This window comes from Paenibacillus harenae (assembly GCF_030812415.1).
GTDB lineage: Bacteria > Bacillota > Bacilli > Paenibacillales > Paenibacillaceae > Pristimantibacillus > Pristimantibacillus harenae_A.
Genome location: NZ_JAUSST010000006.1, coordinates 232323 through 250966, shown reverse-complemented (window position 1 = coordinate 250966; position 18644 = coordinate 232323). Strand labels below are relative to the sequence as shown.

Here is an 18644-nt window from a genome sequence, read left to right as displayed (position 1 = left end):
ATATCGCCATTAATCGACAAATATCTACATTACCTACTATACAATTAATACGAAACGACGATTGTTGCAAGCAATATTTTTATTTTAGATTAAGGTATTTTGCGAAGTGATTTGTTATAGTAGGTTAATGACAGGAAGATCGAAGGGAGTTTATCTAATGAATAACAATGAATCGCAGTCCAAAAAAGACGAAGAAAAAGCAACGGCTGCGAAGGAAGAGCAATTGACGCAACAGAACGAACAGCAGGACGAGCTGTTCGAGCAAGCCGAAGGTCAGGATGATATCGACCTGGAGAAAGCGGCCGAAGAAGCCTACGAGGCCGATGCGGAGCAACAAGCCGCAGCTGCCGCCGAAGCGCTGCCGTTGAACGCGGCAGGCCCGGTATCGGACGCACCTAAGGCTGGCGGCGGCAAAGGATGGATGATCGTATCGGCCGTATTGGCTGTTGCGCTCGTCATTGTTCTTATTAAGCCTCCATTCGGAAGCACGGGCGGCGCTGTCGCATCCGTTAACGGACAAGACATCCCGCAAAGCAAACTGTACGATGCGCTTGTTGATGCCGGAGGTCCTTCCACGCTGAACAACCTGATTACGGAAGAGCTTATTCAGCAAGAAGCGGACGCAGCCGGCGTTAAAGTAACCGACGACGAGGTGACAGCCGAGATCGATAAGATCAAAGCGAGCTTCGAGACGCCGGAACAATTCACTTCCACGCTTAGCCAATACGGCATGACGGAAGAAAGCTTGACTAGAGATACGAAGTTCCAATTGACGGTATCGAAGATTCTAGAGCCGAAGACAGACGTTACGGATGAGGAAATCTCCCAATACTTCGAAGCTAACAAAGATACGTTCACCGAAACGCCGACGACTGTTCGCGCTTCGCATATCTTGGTAGCTACGCAAGAGGAAGCGGATGCTATTCTAGCCCAATTGAAGGGCGGCGCGGACTTCGCTGCGATTGCAAAGGAGAAATCGACCGATACGGCTTCCGCAGCTAACGGCGGCGACCTCGACTTCTTCAAGAAGGCCGATATGGACCCTGCTTTCGGCGAAGCAGCCTTCACGCTGAAAGTCGGCGAGCTGAGCGGCGTTGTACAATCGAGCTTCGGCTTCCATATTATTAAGAAAACCGACGAGAAGCTGGGCACTTACCCTACGCTCGACGAGAAGAAAGAAGAAATTCGCAAGACGCTTGTCGCTCAAGAAGCGGGCGGACTGTCCGAGGCATGGCTGACTGAAATTCGCGAGAAAGCGAAAATCACGAATACGATGCCGACGCCGACGCCTGCTCCGGCGGCAGATACGGGCGCCGTTCAATAATAGCGATGCAATGAAAGAAGCTGCAGAACCGCGCCGGGCGCGAGGTTCTGCAGCTTCTTTGTTTTCATTTTATCGTGATCACTCGTATATTACCGCTTTAACTTCCTCGCTGTCGATATTCGTTTTATCGAACCAGACGAAGCCGCTGTCGATCTTCGCTGCCACCGTCTCGCCCTTGGAAGCCGCTACGGCCGCTTTGACCGTTTCATAGCCGATGCCGACCGGATTTTGGGAGATTGCCCCTGCCATCAGGCCGCTCTTGATCGCATCGATTTGCGCTTTGCCGGAATCATAGCCGATTACAGTGATTTTGCCTTCGGCCTTCATTTCCGTTACGGCATTGATGATTCCGATCGCCGAACCTTCGTTAGCCCCGAAGAAGCCTTTCAGGTTCGGATGCGCTTGCATCATGGCTTTGGCAAGGTCCGTCGATTTCAGATGGTCTCCGCCGCCGTACTGGATATCGACGATCTTGATGTTCGGATATTGCTCCTTCATCCGATTCACGAATCCGTCGCGGCGATCGATGCCCGTGCGGCTCGTTTGGTCGTGAACGATAACCGCCACTTCCCCTTCGCCTCCGATCAACTCGGACATCTTGTCTGCAGCCATACCCGCCGCGGCTAAGTTGTCGGTCGTAACGAGACTTGTAGGAATGTCGCTGTCCACGCCGGAGTCGAAGGCGATGACCGGAATACCGGCATCCTTGGCTTTCTGCAGCAGCGGAATCGATGCCTGGCTGTCGAGCGCGGCGAAACCTATGGCGCTCGGTTTTTTATCCAGCGCAACCTGCAGCATTTCCAGCTGCTTGTCGACCTGAGACTCCGTCTCCGGACCCTCGAACGTAATGTCGACGTTCAGCTCGGCTGCCGCTTTCTCCGCGCCGCTCTTAACCGCTTGCCAGAATTGATGCTGGAATCCTTTGGACACGAGCGGAATATACATTTTCTCCGCAGGAGCATCCGTAACGCCGTTACTCGTCTCTTCTGTTGGCTTATTCGTCACAGCCGGCTCATTGCCGCCATTCACGTTGTTGCCCCCGTTGCCGTTAGAACCGCACGCGCTAATAACCATGACAACCGCAAGCAACAATATAGATAAACCTTTTCTCATCGTTCACTACCCCTTTTTTAGAATGATTGATTTTTTGTTGCCTGTTGTTATGCTTTGCGTCGGCGCAAATTGTCCGCATATACGGCGAGCAGGATAACGAAGCCGACAACAACCGTCTGCCACTCTGGCGGTACGGACAGAATACGCAGTCCGTTGGTCAGCACGCTCATAATTAATGCTCCTATTACCGTGCCGATGATGGTACCCTTGCCCCCGCTAAGCGAAGTGCCGCCGATAACGACCGCCGCGATCGCCTCGAGCTCGTAGCCCATGCCTAGCGACGGTTGAGCCGAATTGAGGCGCGAAGCCATCAGAATGCCGGCTACGCCCGTGAACAGACCGGTAATCGAATAAATGGCGATTTTCCAGTTGCGAACGTTGACCCCGGATAGACGAGTCGCTTCTTCGTTGCTGCCGATCGCGAAGTTATAGCGGCCGACAATGGTTCGGGAGAGCAAGACGCTTCCGATAATCGCCGCTAGGAAGAAGACAAGCACGGCATTCGGAATATCGAAGCCGGGAATAATATCTCCCAGCAGTGAACCCTGCGAAAGCTTCATAAACACCGGCGTTTCCGTGAAATAAATCGGCTTCGTGCCCGAGATGACAAGCGCAAGTCCCTTGGCAATCATCATCATCGCCAACGTCGCAATGAAAGGCGGTATCCCGAGCCGCGCGATGGCTAGCCCCGACATGAACCCGCATACCGCGCCGGTAAGCAATCCGCCGACGATGCCGACCCACACCGGCAGCCCCCACATCGCAATGAATACCCCCGTCATGACCGAACAGAGCGTCATCACCGTTCCTACCGAAAGGTCTATGCCCCCCGTGACGATAACGAACGTCGAGCCGAGCGCGAGCACGCCGATGACCGCGGTCGACAGAAGAATGCCGACGAGGTTGGAGAATTGAAAAAAATTGCTGGATGCAATGGAGAAAAAAATAATCAACAGTATTAAGCTGCCGAAGGCGAGCAACTGCTGCAGCCCCGATTGAACGGCGAACTTCGATTTGACGCCAGCTATTTCCGTAATTCTCATTGTCCGATGACCTCCTTGTGCCTGCCCTTAGCTGAATCGATCTGTCGCATATGTCATAATCCTTTCTTGCGAGGCATGGTGATCGTTCATAAGCTCTCCCGTAATTCGTCCTTCGCACATGACGAGAATGCGATGGCTAAGCCGCAAAATCTCCGGCAGCTCCGAGCTGATCATAATAATCGATTTGCCTTCCGCCGCCAGATTCTCGAGCAGCTTATAAATTTCGTTTTTGGCCCCAATGTCAATGCCCCTCGTCGGCTCGTCGAAGATCAAGATGTCGCAATCTCTCGTCAGCCATTTGCCTATAATGATCTTCTGCTGGTTGCCCCCGGACAGAAACTTAAGCTTCTGGTTTATGCCCGGCGTCTTGACCCGCAGATCTTCGACGATTTGATCCGATACGCGCGCCAACCGCTTGTCGTTCATGAAGCCGAGAAAGCTTCTGAAGCGTCCAAGCGCCGCAAGCGCGACGTTCGTCTTTACATCCATATCGAGCAAGCATCCATAATGCTTCCGGTCCTCGGACAAATAGCCTATTCCGTTCTTTACCGCCTGATGGGGACCCGTCACGCGAACCTTCCGGCCATGGACGTATATCTCGCCGGCGTCGATCGGATCGGCACCGAATATTGCCCGCGCCGTCTCCGTTCTGCCTGCGCCGACCAGTCCCGCCACGCCGAGAATTTCCCCTTTGCCTAACGAGAAGCTTATATCGTGCAGCACGTTCTTCCGCGTCAGGCCGCGAACTTCCAGCACCTTCTCCATTTGCTCCGATGTCTGCCTATCGGGCCTGGTCGGCTGGTAGATGTCCCGTCCCACCATCATTGCGATGATCCGGTCGATGCTGATATCCTTCGTTGCAACCGTATCGATGTAAGCGCCGTCCCGCATGACCGTAATCCGGTCGGTAATCCTCTTCAACTCCGCCATCCGGTGAGAGATGTACACAATGCCGACGCCTTTCTCCTTCAACTGCGCGATCATGCGGAACAGCTCGTCGATTTCGGAATCGCTTAGAGCCGCGGTCGGCTCATCCATAATCAATACTTGCGAATCGTACGAAATCGCTTTAATGATCTCCACCAATTGCTGCTTGGCTACCGTAAGCTCCGACACCGGTGTCGTTGGATCGATGTCCAGCTTCATCTGCTTGAGCAGTATAGCCGTTTGCTTGTTCATTTCCTTGTCGTCCAGCAAGAACCGCAGCTTCTTTCGGGGCTCCTTGCCGATAAATATGTTTTGGGCTACCGTCAAATCTTGTGCCAGATTGAGTTCCTGGTGAATCATCCCGATGCCGAGCTTCTGGGCTGCCCTCGTGTCGGTAATCTGCACCTCCCGGTCCTTATAAACGATGCTCCCCTCATCCTTGCGATAGACGCCGGTCAACACCTTCATCATCGTCGACTTGCCAGCTCCATTCTCGCCGACAAGCGCATGCACTTCGCCGGCCCTCAGATCGAAACGACAGCCCTTCAAGGCGTGAACGCCGGCAAAATGCTTCTCAATGCCTTCCATGCGAACGAGCGTCTGATCCATCCATCCCCCTCCTTCAACCTCTTGATTCTTGCTGTTGCCTCTATTTTTGCATAAGCTGACTGCCTGCTAACATGTGATTTCTTCCTGTAAGAGTCGAATATTTTTGGGTATTGGCAACAAAAAAAGCAGAGTTCCCGCGACTCTGCTAGTTGGTGACGAAGGGGAACAATAGCTTCTGGTTTTCCTCTTCGTACATATTCTGTTTCGTAATGACCAAGGATCCGGTGTCGATGGTCCTTGGAACCGTGTTCCTTTTCACCGCGTCTATGGCCGTCTTAATACTCAAATACCCCATCTGGAAAGGTCGTTGAATAACGGTGGCCTTCATGACTCCCTCATCCAACAGCATGATCTCGTTAACCGAGCTGTCAAAGCCGATCAGCGTAACCTTATCCTTCAAGCCGAGCTCCTGGATTGCCCGGCCAGCGCCGACCGTCGTCGGCTCGTTCAATCCGATGATACCGACGACATCCTGCTGCGTCCGTAAGATTTTCTTCGCCATCAAGTATGCATTCCTCTCAGATCCCTCAACGTAATACGTATCGAGAAGATCAATATTGGGAATGCCGTCCAGAATCGAACGGGCACCCTTCTCCCGGTCGATTTGCGAAGCGGCATTTTTGACATAGCTAATAATCGCGACTTTGGCCGGACCTTCGACGTGGCTTTGCAGCACTTCGCCCGCCTTCATGCCCGCATTGACGTTGTCCGTGGCCACGCTGCTATGCGCTGCATCGGAATTGATTCCCGAGTCCACGATGATGAGCTTGATCCCGCTATTCCTGACCTTCTCGGCGATGGGGACAAGCCGGTCATAATCATTGGCAGCCAGTACAATGGCGTCGGGCTTCTCTTGAATCGCCTGCTCCACCAAGGCGATCTGCTCATCCACGTCCGTCTCCGTCCTGGACCCGGTGACTCGCACGTTCGCCTCGAATTCCTGCGCAGCCTCCTGGACCCCGTCCATCAGCACCTCCCAGAATTCAACCGAAGCGTCCGTCGATTTGATAATGACCGTAATATCGACAGGGTCTCGCTGCGTTAGTCCATTCCCCCAATATGCAACGCTTGCCGCGGCAATCAGCAGCAGCAGGACAATCGCCAGCGTCCGCCTGTACTTCCAGATCATCTTATGCCGCCTCCTATAACGGGGGGATGCTTAGGCAACCGAATGGTTACGGTTGTTCCTTCTCCCGGTTTGCTTTTGTATTCAAGTCCATATTGCGGGCCGAAATAAAGCTTGAGCCGCCCGTGGACATTGCCCACGCCAACGCCTTTGCCCGCTTCGCCCTCGTACTGTTGGGACAACAGCTTGGAGAGCTTCTCCTCATCCATTCCGTTTCCGTTGTCCTCGACGATCAGCAATACATCCGCGGCCGTCTCCTCGGAAGATATCGTGATGAGGCCGGGACCGCGCTTCATTTTGATTCCGTGATAAATCGCGTTTTCGACAATCGGCTGCAGAATCAGCTTGATCGTCTTGTACCGGCCGACAGTATCGCTTGTCTCGATGCGATAATCCAGCTTGTTCTTGTAACGCATCTTCTGGATCTTCAAGTAATTCGTAATATGCTCCAGCTCCGTCTCGATCGTGACAAGCTCTTCTCCCTTGCTGATGGATGCACGGAAGAGCTTGGCAAGCGCCGAGGTCATTAGAACGACCTCCTGGGATTTCTTGCTCTCGGCCATCCAAATGATGGAGTCGAGCGTGTTGTACAGAAAATGCGGATTAATCTGCGCTTGCAGCGCATTGATCTCGCTTCGTCTCTTCAATTCCTGATCCCTGACGACCTGGGACATCAATTCCTTAATTCTGCCGACCATCATATTGAACGCACGGGCCAGCCTGCCGATTTCGATGGTGGTCGGAACGGGCACTTGAATGTCGAAATTGCCTTTTTCCACTTCTTTCATATAACCTTGCAGCTGCTTGATCGGCTGGCTTACCCGCTGCGATACGAATAAGGAAATGACGATAGCGATGACGATGCAGACGAGCCCCAGCACGATGATCGATAGCCGCATCTCGTTCTGGTTGCCGACCAGCTCGCTCACGTAGGATACGCCGACGATTTTCCAGCCGAACTCGGACTCTTGTACCGTGTACATTCTACGGTTTCCGTCATCGTCGCCCATGAAAGTGCCGTTCTTGATTCGAAGCACCTCATCGATGTTCTCCGTCTTCAGCTTGCTATAGATGAGTTGCTGCTGCGGGTGGTATACAATTCGGCCCTCGGAGTCGACGATAAACAAATACCCCCGCTGGCCCAGCCGAATATCCTGCAGCATGTCGTTCATGACGCTGAAGTTCAAGTCGATCAGGAAGATGCCGAACTTCGTCCCGCTCTCTCTGCTTGTCAACTCCATGCTCAGCGATACGACCCATGGATATCTGTTCTTGAACACCGGCTGCACGTGCGAGGGCGAAATGACGTATTCGCCTCCCGCTTCCCGCGCGACGCGATACCAGTCGAGGCTCGGAATATCGATGAAGGGGTTCAGTGCCAGCTCCTTGTTGCCCGACACAAATTCCCCACTGTAGCCGAAAAGGCTCACCGAAGAAATATCGGCGCGCGAAACCGCCATCGATTCGAGGAAATCGGCAACGGCCTGCTTGAGCGCCCTCTCTTTAGCCGGATCGCCATCTTCATGCCGCGCCATATATTGCTGCACGTACGGATTGCCGTCCACCAGATCCGAGATATACATCATGCCGTTCACGTACGATCTTATATTGTTGTTCACTTGCTTCACCAGTTCCGTCGTATAGGTCTTCGCGTTCGACTGCACGGCGTCCTTGGACAGGAAATAAGAGACGACGCTCATAATAACGATCGTCATCAGGATAAGCAGAACGAACGCCAACACCATATTCGTCTGCATGCTTCGAAAGCGCAAAAAGGATACCAGCTTCATCCTTCGCCTCCCGCCGTCATTCTGCCGCGGAATTCCGTCGGCGTATCCCCCGTATGCTTCTTGAACGCGCTGCTGAAATATTGCGGGTCGCTATAGCCTACAGCGTAAGCGATTTCATAACTTCTCATGTTGGTCAACTTCAGAAGCTCCTTCGCCTTCTCCATCCGCTCGTGGATGACATATTCCACGAACGTCTTGCCCATATGCGTCTTGAAGAGGGTGCTGAAATAGCTCGCGCTCATGGAAACATGCCTGCACACCGTCTTTAACGACAGCTCCGGATCCATATAATGCCGCCTGACATAAGCCTTCGCCTTGTCGATCTGCAGCATGCTATGATCTTCCCGCATGCTGCGGATGGCGGTTACGGACCTGCCGCACAGCTCCTTCATCCAGCTCTCGATGTCGTTCAACGAAGCAAGCTGTCCCATCTCCGCAATCGGGTTTCCCGCTGCGCCGAACACTGCATCGGTATCGGTTCCCATTTCGTACAGCGTATGCATGAGAGTAAGCACGAAACGTTGCAAATAAATGTAACAGACATCAAGCGCAAAAAACTGGTTTCGGAACGTCGAGAACAGTCTGCCGATCCACTCGTCCATATCCTGCGGCGTGCCCGTCTTCAGCTTCGTAATGAGCTCGTTCTCCCATACGACGGCGGACAGCATAGCCGGCTTCTCGCGCCGTTCCATATCAGTGATGCGGATGATTTCGTTCGTGCCGATGACGAAGCGATAGACAAGCGCAGACAAGGCGGATCGATGAGCAATCGCCATGTTGTCCTCCCGCTTGCACGCATGCCCGATTCCGATCGACGCCTGAAGCGGCAGGTAAGCGGTAATGGCGGCGTGAATGCGTTCCGCCGCCATGCCCGCTGCCTCGCCCAGCACCTCCGGATCGGAACCGGACAATAGGACGAGCACGCGGTTTTCCCTGTCGCGAAATACCTCTGCCCCGGTATATTTCTCCATTACTTCCTTCGTAATATTGTAGATGGCGAATCGGAACAGCTCGTCGTCGGACGGCGTTGGCGGCAGCTTCAATTCAAGCTCGTCGACGTCGATAGCCAGCTCGACCGCGAAGTCCCCGCCCCAAGCGATCCCGAAATAATCGCTGCTCTCGCGTCGCTGCTTCTCCGTCATCGATGAAGCGACCAGACGCTCGAGAAACCGCTCCTTCAGCAGCGGCATGCTTTCGTTCAACTGATGCTTCAGTCGCTCATAATCTTTCTTATGCTTATTCTCCATATCCATCTGCCCGGCGATCCTTAGCAAAATCTCTTCCATCTCGACAGCGGTAACCGGCTTCATGATATAGTCCGCAACTTTCATCTTTAACGCTTGCTGGGCGTACTCGAATTCATCGTAACCCGTCAGAATGATGACTTTCACGTCCGGGTAACGCACGGAAAGCTCGCGCGTCAGTTCAATGCCGTTCATGAACGGCATGCCGATATCCGTCATGACGATATCCGGCTTCTCCCTGTCGATGAATTCCAACGCTTCAACGCCGTCTTCGCAAGTTCCCATGCAGACTAGCCCCATCGCTTCCCAATTCATGCCCTCCTGGATCGCTTCGCGAACCAGCGCCTCGTCATCCACAATCAACAGCTTATACATGGAGCCGTCACCTCAATGTCTATTCCTCTTATATCGCTCATTATAATGCCGACACCGGAATATGCCCATTTGTAATTATCGCTTTTTAGTCGAATTATTTCCTGAAGCCGCTATCCGTATTGCGTCTATGAGCATACGGACTCAACCTGCATAGAATACAACAATCGAAAAATATAAGCATGCGAAATACCCTCCCTTGTCTCGCATGCCGTCCCGGGAGGCCGTAAGGTGAGAATATTGCAATGGGTGAAACTGGGGACCACCATTCGCGTTTACTTCGGCAAGACGTCGGTGGAAGGCAAATATCAAGGCATCCGGGACGATACCGCAATCATCGTAACGGACAAAAACGCCATATTTTATGTACGATTGGGTTCGATTACAGCCGTTAAGGTCTGAACGGCAAACAACCGCGCCGTCGCTCGGAGGTGCGACGGGCGGGTTGCCGTTTGTTGATGCAGGGATCGATTGTTACTGTTACGGGATAGTGACGAAGGCAATTTGACGAAGAGGGATAAATTGGAGAGCACCCGTTGCTGATGTCAAAAGAACATTCCCGTTCTCGATGCCGGCAAATCTACCAGTCAAGGGAGGGGGGCCGCCTTCTGTCCCGACTGTAATCATCTGACCCAAGCTTATGTTGCGAAGAATCCCTAGGATCGAAGCCATTTTCGAGTCCGAGCCAGAGGAGCCAGCGCCGGCAACGGAGTATCCATTTGGTCTGCAGTATGACATAATCTTTCACCTGCCCTTCTCTTGAAGCTAATAACATACTATTCTCGTAAGCAGGAATGGCTTAGATGAATGAATTAGTAGAAACATCCATTCTTAAACCCTTATAAAACGTGTGAAAGGTATAAGGACGAATAACGGGGAAAGCTTTCTGTCCGCAAAGGCGCAGCAAGAACCTGCTCTTGCCGTATGGTGTACAAGATCGCTGCTATGGTATGATTTCTCTATGGATTTTTCACAATAAGCATCTACATATGGAGGTTATGTTAGTGAGCAACTATGGAGTACGTAACTACGTGGACACTTATTCGGTCTATGAGCTGACGGAGAAAAGCACGGAATCGCGCATCATCGTATGTCCGGAGCGAGGCGGCATCGTGATCGGCTGCCAATTGCACGGTCAGGAATTGTTTTATTTGGACAAAGCAACGTTCGAGCATCCGACCGCTAATATTAGAGGCGGCAATCCGATCTTGTTCCCGATCTGCGGACAGCTGGAGAACCTGTCCTACGAGTGGGACGGACAAACCTATAACATGGCCAATCACGGCGTAGCGCGTACGTCGGCATGGGAGGTTGTCGGTACGAGCGAGGAAGGCGAGGCTTCGATTACGATCCGGCTGCGCAGCAATGAACAGACGCTCCTCTCGTTCCCGTTCGATTTCGAGCTGCTGTTCACCTATGCGCTTAAGGACGGCAAGCTGCACACGCGCCAGCAATATCGCAATCTAAGCAAAGATAAGACGATGCCGTTCTATGCCGGCTTCCACCCTTACTTCGCAATCGATCAAGGCAAGAGCATCGTCTATGAGACAGACGCGTCGACATATCTCGATTACAACGACAACGTCGTTAAGCCGTTCGAAGGCGAATTCGATTTGGAAGGATTGGTCGAGTCCGTGACGCTGCTCGACGCCAAGCAACGCGAGATCGCCTTCCCTGTCGCCGGCGGCGTTCGCGTTCGGATGACTTACGACGATATATTCAAATACGTCGTTCTGTGGTCTTCGAACGGCAAGCCGTTCATCTGCGTCGAGCCGTGGATGGCGATGACGGGCGAGCTGAATCGCCAAGAGGAGCTTGTGATGCTGGAGGCGGGCCGGGAGCTTCGGGCCAATCTGACGATCGCTTGCGAATCCTAACGGATTGAAAGAAAAAAAGGCAAACCGTACCCTCTCGAAGCATGCTTCGAAGAGGCGTGGTTTGCCTTTTTTCATGGGTATAATCATGCTGCAACGCGCCTTAGTACCCCTCGCCCTTGCCCCCGGTAACGATGGCAATGCTGGAGCTGGCGCCGATCCTTGTCGCTCCTGCCGCAAACATTTGCAATGCAGTCTCCAAGTCTCTGACGCCGCCCGAAGCCTTCACGCCCATATCAGGGCCGACCGTCCGGCGCATAAGCGCTATGTCTTCGGCCGTCGCGCCGCCCTTGCCGAAGCCCGTCGACGTCTTCACGAAGTCGGCGCCCGCTTGCTTGCACAGCTCGCATGCCGTTACCTTCTCTACGTCCGTTAACAGACCTGTTTCCAGAATAACCTTCAGCTTCGCCTTGCCCTTGCATGCCGCAACGACACCTTCCACGTCGCTCTTCACGCCATCGTTGTCTCCCGATTTCAATAGACCGATATTAAGGACCATGTCCACTTCGGTCGCTCCGTCTTCAATCGCTTGCTTCGCTTCGAAAGCTTTGGACGCCGTGCTTGTCGCCCCAAGCGGAAAGCCGACTACCGTCGTAATCCCAACGCCCGATCCGGCCAGCTCGCTTGCCGCGAGCGACACCCAACCTGCGTTCACGCATACGGTTGCGAACTGATATTCCTTGGCTTCCATACATAGCTGAATCACTTCCGTCTTAGTCGCGTCCGCCTTCAGCAGCGTATGGTCTATCATTGACGCTACTTGCTCCGATGTATAATTCGTTTGATCACTCATCATTCATTCCTCCGATTTAGGCTAGCCTGTCCATATTGGGGGCGATTCGATACGTATGCTACTTATCATAATACGAACGTTTCAACGAAACAACAATGCAGCTTGCCAGCCTCGTGCCATGGTTTACTTTTACTCGCGCGGTGCGCTATGATAATGATGCTGTCAAAGCATTCCAACCTGGATGAGGAGGCATTACCGCCCTATGGACAATATGTTAGTCAAAATAAAAGAAGCCGCTGCCTACATACAAAGCCAGCTGCAAGCACCGCCGCGGATCGGGATGATTCTCGGCTCAGGCCTCGGCGTTATGGCCGATGAAGTAAAGGAAGCAACCGTAATTCCTTATGGCCAAATTCCGCATTTCCCGGTCTCTACGGTAGAGGGCCATTCCGGCGAGCTTGTCATCGGAGAACTGGAAGGCAAGACCGTTCTCGTCATGAAAGGCCGTTTCCATTATTACGAAGGCTATTCCATGAAAGAGGTCGTCTTCCCGGTCTACGTCATGAAGCAGCTCGGCATCGAAACGCTGCTCGTCACGAATGCGGCTGGCGGCATGAACCGCTCCTTCGCCGCCGGCGATCTGATGTTAATAACCGACCACATTAATAATACAGGCAGCAATCCTTTAATGGGTGCAAATATCGGCGAGCTTGGTCCGCGTTTTCCCGATATGTCGCAAGCCTACAACCGCGAGCTTCGCTCCATCGTCGCCGCTCAAGCAGCCGAGCTCGATATTCCGTTGCAGCAAGGCGTGTATGTGAGCATTTCCGGACCTACCTATTGCACGCCGGCCGAGCTCGCTATGATGGCATCATGGGGTGCCGACGCGGTGGGCATGTCGACTGCGCCCGAGGTAATCGCAGCCAACTACTGCGGCATTCGCGCGGTAGGCATTACGTGCATTACCGACATGGCGATCAGCGACGAGCTCGAGCCGCTTACCCATGAGCAGGTTGTCCGCGTTGCCGAACAAGCACGTCCGCGCTTCGTTTCTTTGGTTAAAGCATCCGTTCGCGCATTCCAAGTATAAGCTTTACTTTGCAACAGCGCCTTTGCTGCTCATAAGAGCGGCTGAGGCGTTGTTTTCGTTTGCACGCATCGGCTTTAGGTCGGAGAAATAGAGCAAATGTTTTTCGCTATTCCGTCCTAAAACACCTAATCAAAGCGAATAGGGCAAATGTGTAATTCGAATTTTCAGATATTTATAAAAGGAATTGGTTGAAAAATGGAGAATATTATTTGTGGGCTTTAACCCAAAAATATACAAATGGAGGATTGAGCAAATCATGCGTAAAAGGTTCAAATGGATGACGTCCGCTCTGCTTTCCGGTGCTTTGCTGCTTGGACTCATAAGCAGCGCTGCCGCAGAGGAGACGGCGGGGCAGACAGGGAAGCACATCACGCTGCTGCACACGAACGATATGCACGCGCGCGCGGTCGAGGCGACGAGCGGCGAGATGGGCTTTGCCAAGGTGGCCGGCATATTCGATTATTACAAGAGCAAAAATCCGAATACATTAGCCATTGATGCCGGTGACGCGATTCACGGCACGACTTTCGCCACGCTTGTGAACGGAGAAAGCGTCGTTGCCGCGATGAACAAGATGGGCTACGACCTTATGGTGCCTGGCAACCACGAGTTCAACTATGGTTCGGCGAGATTGATCGAGCTGGCCGGCAAGCTCTCCTTCCCTATGCTGAGCGCCAACATCAAAGGATTAGGCGCGAAGCGAATATTCGAGCCGTATATCATTAAGGAAATCGATGGCGTGAAGATCGGCGTTTTCGGCCTGACGACGTCGGAGACGGTGTACAAAACTCATCCAAAAAACGTGGCGGGACTTTACTTCGCCGACTCCGCTTCGGAAGCGCAAGCGATTGTCGACGAGCTGAAGGACAAGACCGATGTCATTATTGCCGTCGGCCATCTCGGACAGGACAAGTCGAGCTTTGATACAAGCTCGCGGGTCGTGAAGGAAGTCGCGGGCATCGACATTTTCGTCGACGGACATAGCCATACGGTGCTTGAAGACGGCCTCGTATCCGACAATGGCACATTGATCGTAAGCGCAGGCGAATATACGAAATACGTCGGCGTCGTCGACCTCTGGGTAGAGAATGGCGCCGTTGTCAAGAAGCAGGCAACGCTCATTAATCAGGCCGAAGCAGCGGACATCCCCCCGAACGCCGCAGTCGCCGAGATTGTCGCAGCTACGCTGAAGAGCCAAGAAACGATATTGGCCGAACAAGTCGGCGAATCGGCCGTCCTGCTCGAAGGCACAAGAGAGAAAGTACGCGCAAGCGAGACGAACCTCGGCAACCTGCTTGCCGACGCGCTGATCGACATCTCGGGAGCAGATGTTGCTCTTACAAACGGCGGCGGCATTCGCGCCTCCATCGATGCAGGCCCGATTACGAAAGGCGAAGTCATTACCGTGCTTCCGTTCGGAAATCAGATCGTAACGCTGGATGTGACTGGCGCCGACATTAAAGCCGCCCTTGAGAATGGCGTCTCCGATTATCCGAATGCGAAGGGCGCATTCCCTCAAGTGTCCGGCATCGCCTTCAAAATAGACAAGGACGCTGTTAAAGGAGAACGCGTGCATTCGGTCACAATCGGCGGCAAACCGCTCGATGATGCAGCGGTTTACACGCTTGCCACGAATGACTTCTTGGCCGCAGGCGGAGACGAATATACGATGTTCGGCAAATATCCGCAAGCAGGCATGTACGGCGCGCTCGACGAGGCGCTCATCGCTTATATTCAGAAGCTTGGCAAAGCGAATCCGACGATTGAGGGTCGTATTACGGAAGGCGCTAAACCCGCCGCTCCTTCCCCCGAGCCGGAACCGAAGCCTGAACCGAAACCGGAACCTGAACCGAAACCTGAACCGGAACCAAAACCGGAACCAAAGCCAGAGCCGAATCCGGAACCAAAGCCGGAGCCGAAACCGGAGCCAGCCGTCAAGGCGTATACGGTCAAGACAGGCGATACGCTATGGGCAATCGCGAAGAAATACGGCACGACTTGGCAAGTGTTGCGCGATCTGAATAAGCTGGTCAACGCAGACCTTATCTTCCCTGGACAAATAATTATTTTACCTTCTTAATGTAGCTAATTGTTAAATAAACGGGCTGTTCCAAAAGCGGGCAATAACCGCTTAGGGAACAGCCCGTTATTAGTTCACCGAGAACAGCATGAAGGTGTAGTCCTGCCCTATTTTTTTATTAATCGAAAATCATCATAATGGAAACCTGGCGCTACGACGCATGATACAAGCACAGGCTCGTCTCCGAGCGGCCGTGCCATCTGCCATTCGTTGGCCGGCACAAGCGCCTGCGGTTGATGTCCGGCAGCGATGTCCGGTCCGACGATAATTTCCTTCCTCGTATGAGGATCGGCCTCCGTCCCGCCGAGCGTGAGCAGCAACGGACTTCCCGAATGCCAGAACCATACTTCGTCGGAATAAACCGTGTGCCAATCCGAGAATTCCTCGGGGTGCAGCAAGAAATAGATCGACGATGCGGCAAAACGCGGCCCGGAATACGGAGCGCCCAACACCTGCTGCGGAATTTCAAAATCGGCCTTCCAAATTTCCTTGTACCATCCACCCTCTACATGCGGCTTAAGGTCAAGCGCGTGCACAAGAGGCGACAGTTCCTTCACCTTTGCTCCCATCCCTATCATCCTTCTCTCTGTTTTCTCTATTCTATTCACACAAAATCATTCATCCATTCTACCATATTAGCAACGTCCTATCGCTGATTATTTGAAATCGGCTATGCTTATCGACATTTATAAGATATACTTATAAATATAGACGAAGGAGGCGAGCAGATGAGAATGAGAATAAACACGCGGCATAAGCAAGAGCGGTTGTTTCGCAATCGGTTCATTAATCTGCTTATTATTTTGCCTCTGTTGCTCACAGCTCTATTCGCTTACCAAGCAGGCAACAACTTCGAGCTAACCGCCGGCTCCAGCCGGTTCAATCCCGTTGCCCGCGCAACTACCTGCTATGCCCGCGACGGGCGCTCCGCAAGCAAACTGCTTCAGCCTGTTCGCCGCAAGCCGGCGGCATATAAGGCTTCACTCGCCGTCTTATACGGACGCCCTGCTTATCTATCCCCGCTAAGCCAAACCATTCTGCAGCAGTTGAAGCGACTATTGCTAAAGCCCATTAAATATACGTCGGTGTTCATTGGTTAGATCTCGTTTTTTTGGTACAAGATACAAAAAAACGAGGAGGAAATCCTATGAATATCAGAGAATCTGATTTGCCTGGAATCGGACGCAAATATCAGATTATGACCCGCGGAGGCGATAAGCTCGTCATTATTATTCACGACGACGGACGCCGCGAAATGTACCATTTCGACTATGAGGATCCGGATGACAGCATCTCCATGGTGACGCTTGAGGACGAAGAGGCGCGTCAAATAGCGGCTATTATCGGCGGTATGACTTACAAGCCCAAGGCGCTCGAGACGATAGAGGTAGCGCTGGACGACCTGACGATCGAATGGTACAAAATCGAGCCGAATGCGGCTTGCATCGGCATATCAATCGGCGAAACGGATATTCGCCAGACGACAGGCGCGACTATCATTGCAGCCGTCGAGAAAGAAGCCAAGCATATTAATCCAGGCCCCGACTATATTTTCAAAGCGGACTCGACCCTTATTGTGGCCGGTGAACGGCAAAACCTTAAGCAGCTTAAGCTTATGCTCCAAAACGGGAGTCGATAATTATGGACCATTTGGTGCTGGAGATCGGTCTTGCCGTTATACTCATCGCCTTGGTCGGGCTATTGGCTGCCAAAATCCGTTTTTCCGTCATTCCTTTTTATATTCTAATCGGTATGGCCGTAGGGCCTCATGCGCCGCACTTCGGCGTGCTGGACTTTAGATTCATTCATAGCGCTGAACTCATTGAATTTATGGGACGCCTTGGCGTGCTGTTCCTGTTATTTTATCTGGGCCTCGAGTTTTCGGTCGGCCGATTGATGAAATCGGGCAAAGCGATTGCGGTAGGCGGCACGATTTATATTTTGATCAACTTCTCACTTGGCTTATTTTTCGGATGGGTCAACGATTTCCCTGTTGAAGAGACGATGGTCATTGCCGGCATTACGACGATCTCTTCCAGCGCGATCGTAGCGAAGGTGATCGTCGACTTGAAGCGGACGGCCAACCCGGAGACGGAGATGATACTCGGGATTATTATGTTCGAGGATATTTTCCTCGCGGTGTATATATCCGTGTTGTCTGGTCTTGTCCTTAGCGACTCCTCGTCGCTTGGTGGCGTGCTCCTCTCGGCCTCCTATGCGCTCGGCTTCATGCTGTTGTTCCTCATTATCGGCAGGAAGGCTGCCCCGCTGCTCAACAAGCTGTTCAATATACGCTCCAACGAGTTGTTCCTGCTGCTCGTCTTCGGCTTCTTGTTCCTCGTGGCAGGTTTCTCCGAGACGATTCACGTCGCCGAAGCGATCGGTGCATTGCTCGTTGGCCTCGTGCTGGCGGAGACGACGCATATGAAGCGTATCGAGCATATGATTCTGCCGTTTCGCGATTTCTTCGGGGCGTTGTTCTTCTTCAGCTTCGGCCTAACGATCGATCCGCTCGCGCTCGGCGGCGCGGTATGGCTATCGCTAGGAGCTGTCGGCATTACGCTTCTCGGCAACTTCGCAGCAGGCATGTTGGCGGGCAAGAGCGCCGGACTGTCGGCCAAAGCTTCGTCCAACATCGGACTTACGATTGTTTCCCGCGGCGAGTTCTCGATCATTATGGCTAATCTTGGCAAGGCCGGCGGTTTAATGGAGCTGCTGCAGCCGTTCGCTGCATTGTACGTGCTGATCCTTGCCATATTAGGCCCGCTGTTGACGAAGGAATCGAAGCTCATCTACAGAGGGCTGAACGCTATGTTCCGCTGGGATAAGCGGAAGCTCGTGAAAAAAACCGATCCGCCTGCTCCGCAGGGCGACAACGGTTAAATGGGAAAGCAACACGGCAGAATGACTGCTGTGTTGCTTTTTTTTTTGCTATGGCAAACGACCAAATGAAGAGTATCGCTATGTAAGCTTGTAGCTCGAAGATAACAGAGCGTTTTCCACAAGCGTTGAACCCTCATGCGCCTCCCTGTAAGAGCGTATTTCATCTTCCAGAGGGAGTCTGGGCTTGCGACCGCGTCTGTAAGTGTACATGGGCTCTCACGGAGTGGATATGCCAGTTCGAACTCGCTTGCCGCTTCCTGTAAGAGCGTATTTAATCTTACAGCGGGAGTCCGGGCTTGTTACCGCGTCTGAAAGTGCACATATGCTCTAATGGAGCGGATACGGCAGTTCTATCCCGCTTACGTGTCCGTGTAAGAGCGAATGCAAAACACGAATCGAAAACAGGCAGTTCCAGTGAGGTCGTTGACCCGTCGGA

General features: G+C 52.8%; 16 protein-coding genes. 8 read left to right on the top strand and 8 right to left on the bottom strand.

All coding sequences use genetic code 11. The features are described from left to right. Positions 1–157: 157 nt before the first annotated feature. The gene (locus J2T14_RS22030) at positions 158–1324 is read left to right on the top strand and encodes a peptidylprolyl isomerase (protein ID WP_307474217.1); all 1167 of its coding nucleotides are present in this window, start codon (positions 158–160) and stop codon (positions 1322–1324) included. A gap of 78 nt (positions 1325–1402) precedes the next feature. Here J2T14_RS22030 and J2T14_RS22025 read toward each other — a convergent pair whose 3' ends face one another. From J2T14_RS22025 to J2T14_RS22000, 6 genes are all read right to left on the bottom strand, one after another. Further along, positions 1403–2437 carry an ABC transporter substrate-binding protein gene (locus J2T14_RS22025; RefSeq protein WP_307474215.1) on the bottom strand — a complete coding sequence of 345 codons (1035 nt, stop codon included), beginning with the start codon at positions 2435–2437 and terminating at the stop codon, positions 1403–1405. Between the two features lie 47 nt (positions 2438–2484). Further along, the gene (locus J2T14_RS22020; protein WP_307474213.1) at positions 2485–3480 is read right to left on the bottom strand and encodes an ABC transporter permease; all 996 of its coding nucleotides are present in this window, start codon (positions 3478–3480) and stop codon (positions 2485–2487) included. A gap of 27 nt (positions 3481–3507) precedes the next feature. Then, positions 3508–5016 (bottom strand): sugar ABC transporter ATP-binding protein, encoded by a 1509-nt coding sequence (locus tag J2T14_RS22015; RefSeq protein WP_307474211.1) that lies wholly within the window; start codon positions 5014–5016, stop codon positions 3508–3510. A 145-nt stretch (positions 5017–5161) separates the two neighbouring features. After that, complete coding sequence (locus J2T14_RS22010; RefSeq protein ID WP_307474209.1) at positions 5162–6145, bottom strand: substrate-binding domain-containing protein; 984 nt, start codon at positions 6143–6145, stop codon at positions 5162–5164. Next, positions 6142–7932: a cache domain-containing sensor histidine kinase gene (locus J2T14_RS22005; RefSeq protein ID WP_307474207.1), complete on the bottom strand. Its 1791-nt coding sequence runs from the start codon at positions 7930–7932 to the stop codon at positions 6142–6144. Before J2T14_RS22005 ends, J2T14_RS22010 begins: the two co-directional genes overlap by 4 nt. Then, positions 7929–9551, bottom strand: a complete 1623-nt coding sequence (locus J2T14_RS22000; protein ID WP_307474205.1) for a response regulator — start codon at positions 9549–9551, stop codon at positions 7929–7931. The genes J2T14_RS22005 and J2T14_RS22000 overlap by 4 nt, the downstream gene beginning before the upstream one ends. 228 nt (positions 9552–9779) lie before the next feature. Between J2T14_RS22000 and J2T14_RS21995 the strand changes: the two genes are divergently transcribed. Continuing rightward, positions 9780–9950, top strand: a complete 171-nt coding sequence (locus J2T14_RS21995; RefSeq protein ID WP_307206071.1) for a hypothetical protein — start codon at positions 9780–9782, stop codon at positions 9948–9950. A 602-nt stretch (positions 9951–10552) separates the two neighbouring features. Beyond that, the gene (locus tag J2T14_RS21990; RefSeq protein WP_373458183.1) at positions 10553–11425 is read left to right on the top strand and encodes an aldose epimerase family protein; all 873 of its coding nucleotides are present in this window, start codon (positions 10553–10555) and stop codon (positions 11423–11425) included. Between the two features lie 100 nt (positions 11426–11525). Here the strand turns inward: J2T14_RS21990 and deoC are convergent, their stop codons facing one another. Beyond that, positions 11526–12215 (bottom strand): deoxyribose-phosphate aldolase, encoded by a 690-nt coding sequence (gene deoC / locus J2T14_RS21985; protein ID WP_307474816.1) that lies wholly within the window; start codon positions 12213–12215, stop codon positions 11526–11528. 202 nt (positions 12216–12417) lie between these two features. On the opposite strand from deoC, the gene J2T14_RS21980 reads away from it, so the two are divergent. Further along, positions 12418–13245, top strand: a complete 828-nt coding sequence (locus J2T14_RS21980) for a purine-nucleoside phosphorylase (protein ID WP_307206074.1) — start codon at positions 12418–12420, stop codon at positions 13243–13245. 256 nt (positions 13246–13501) lie between these two features. Beyond that, positions 13502–15325: a 5'-nucleotidase C-terminal domain-containing protein gene (locus tag J2T14_RS21975; protein ID WP_307474200.1), complete on the top strand. Its 1824-nt coding sequence runs from the start codon at positions 13502–13504 to the stop codon at positions 15323–15325. A 107-nt stretch (positions 15326–15432) separates the two neighbouring features. On the opposite strand, the gene J2T14_RS21970 is transcribed toward J2T14_RS21975, so the two are convergent. Continuing rightward, the gene (locus J2T14_RS21970; protein WP_307474198.1) at positions 15433–15894 is read right to left on the bottom strand and encodes a cupin domain-containing protein; all 462 of its coding nucleotides are present in this window, start codon (positions 15892–15894) and stop codon (positions 15433–15435) included. Positions 15895–16053: 159 nt separating this feature from the next. Between J2T14_RS21970 and J2T14_RS21965 the strand changes: the two genes are divergently transcribed. Genes J2T14_RS21965 through J2T14_RS21955 form a run of 3 tightly spaced genes read left to right on the top strand, consistent with a single transcriptional unit; the run spans position 16054 to position 18208 of the window. Continuing rightward, entirely contained in the window at positions 16054–16425 is a 372-nt protein-coding gene (locus J2T14_RS21965; protein ID WP_307206077.1) for a hypothetical protein, read from the top strand. Between the two features lie 47 nt (positions 16426–16472). Beyond that, a complete protein-coding gene (locus J2T14_RS21960; protein WP_307474196.1) occupies positions 16473–16964 on the top strand; it encodes a cation:proton antiporter regulatory subunit in 492 nt (163 codons plus the stop codon). A gap of 2 nt (positions 16965–16966) precedes the next feature. Then, positions 16967–18208, top strand: a complete 1242-nt coding sequence (locus J2T14_RS21955; protein WP_307474195.1) for a cation:proton antiporter — start codon at positions 16967–16969, stop codon at positions 18206–18208. The last annotated feature ends 436 nt before the right edge of the window (positions 18209–18644 follow it).

Excerpts from the sequence above, each read along its gene's own strand:
- J2T14_RS22025 (WP_307474215.1), bottom strand. The coding sequence starts at position 2,437 with ATGAGAAAAGGTTTATCTATATTGTTGCTTGCGGTTGTCATGGTTATT.
- J2T14_RS21965 (WP_307206077.1), top strand. The coding sequence starts at position 16,054 with ATGAGAATGAGAATAAACACGCGGCATAAGCAAGAGCGGTTGTTTCGC.
- J2T14_RS21975 (WP_307474200.1), top strand. The coding sequence starts at position 13,502 with ATGCGTAAAAGGTTCAAATGGATGACGTCCGCTCTGCTTTCCGGTGCT.
- J2T14_RS22015 (WP_307474211.1), bottom strand. The coding sequence starts at position 5,016 with ATGGATCAGACGCTCGTTCGCATGGAAGGCATTGAGAAGCATTTTGCC.
- J2T14_RS22030 (WP_307474217.1), top strand. The coding sequence starts at position 158 with ATGAATAACAATGAATCGCAGTCCAAAAAAGACGAAGAAAAAGCAACG.
- J2T14_RS21970 (WP_307474198.1), bottom strand. The coding sequence starts at position 15,894 with ATGGGAGCAAAGGTGAAGGAACTGTCGCCTCTTGTGCACGCGCTTGAC.
- deoC (WP_307474816.1), bottom strand. The coding sequence starts at position 12,215 with ATGAGTGATCAAACGAATTATACATCGGAGCAAGTAGCGTCAATGATA.
- J2T14_RS21955 (WP_307474195.1), top strand. The coding sequence starts at position 16,967 with ATGGACCATTTGGTGCTGGAGATCGGTCTTGCCGTTATACTCATCGCC.
- J2T14_RS22005 (WP_307474207.1), bottom strand. The coding sequence starts at position 7,932 with ATGAAGCTGGTATCCTTTTTGCGCTTTCGAAGCATGCAGACGAATATG.
- J2T14_RS21980 (WP_307206074.1), top strand. The coding sequence starts at position 12,418 with ATGGACAATATGTTAGTCAAAATAAAAGAAGCCGCTGCCTACATACAA.
- J2T14_RS22000 (WP_307474205.1), bottom strand. The coding sequence starts at position 9,551 with ATGTATAAGCTGTTGATTGTGGATGACGAGGCGCTGGTTCGCGAAGCG.
- J2T14_RS22020 (WP_307474213.1), bottom strand. The coding sequence starts at position 3,480 with ATGAGAATTACGGAAATAGCTGGCGTCAAATCGAAGTTCGCCGTTCAA.
- J2T14_RS21960 (WP_307474196.1), top strand. The coding sequence starts at position 16,473 with ATGAATATCAGAGAATCTGATTTGCCTGGAATCGGACGCAAATATCAG.
- J2T14_RS22010 (WP_307474209.1), bottom strand. The coding sequence starts at position 6,145 with ATGATCTGGAAGTACAGGCGGACGCTGGCGATTGTCCTGCTGCTGCTG.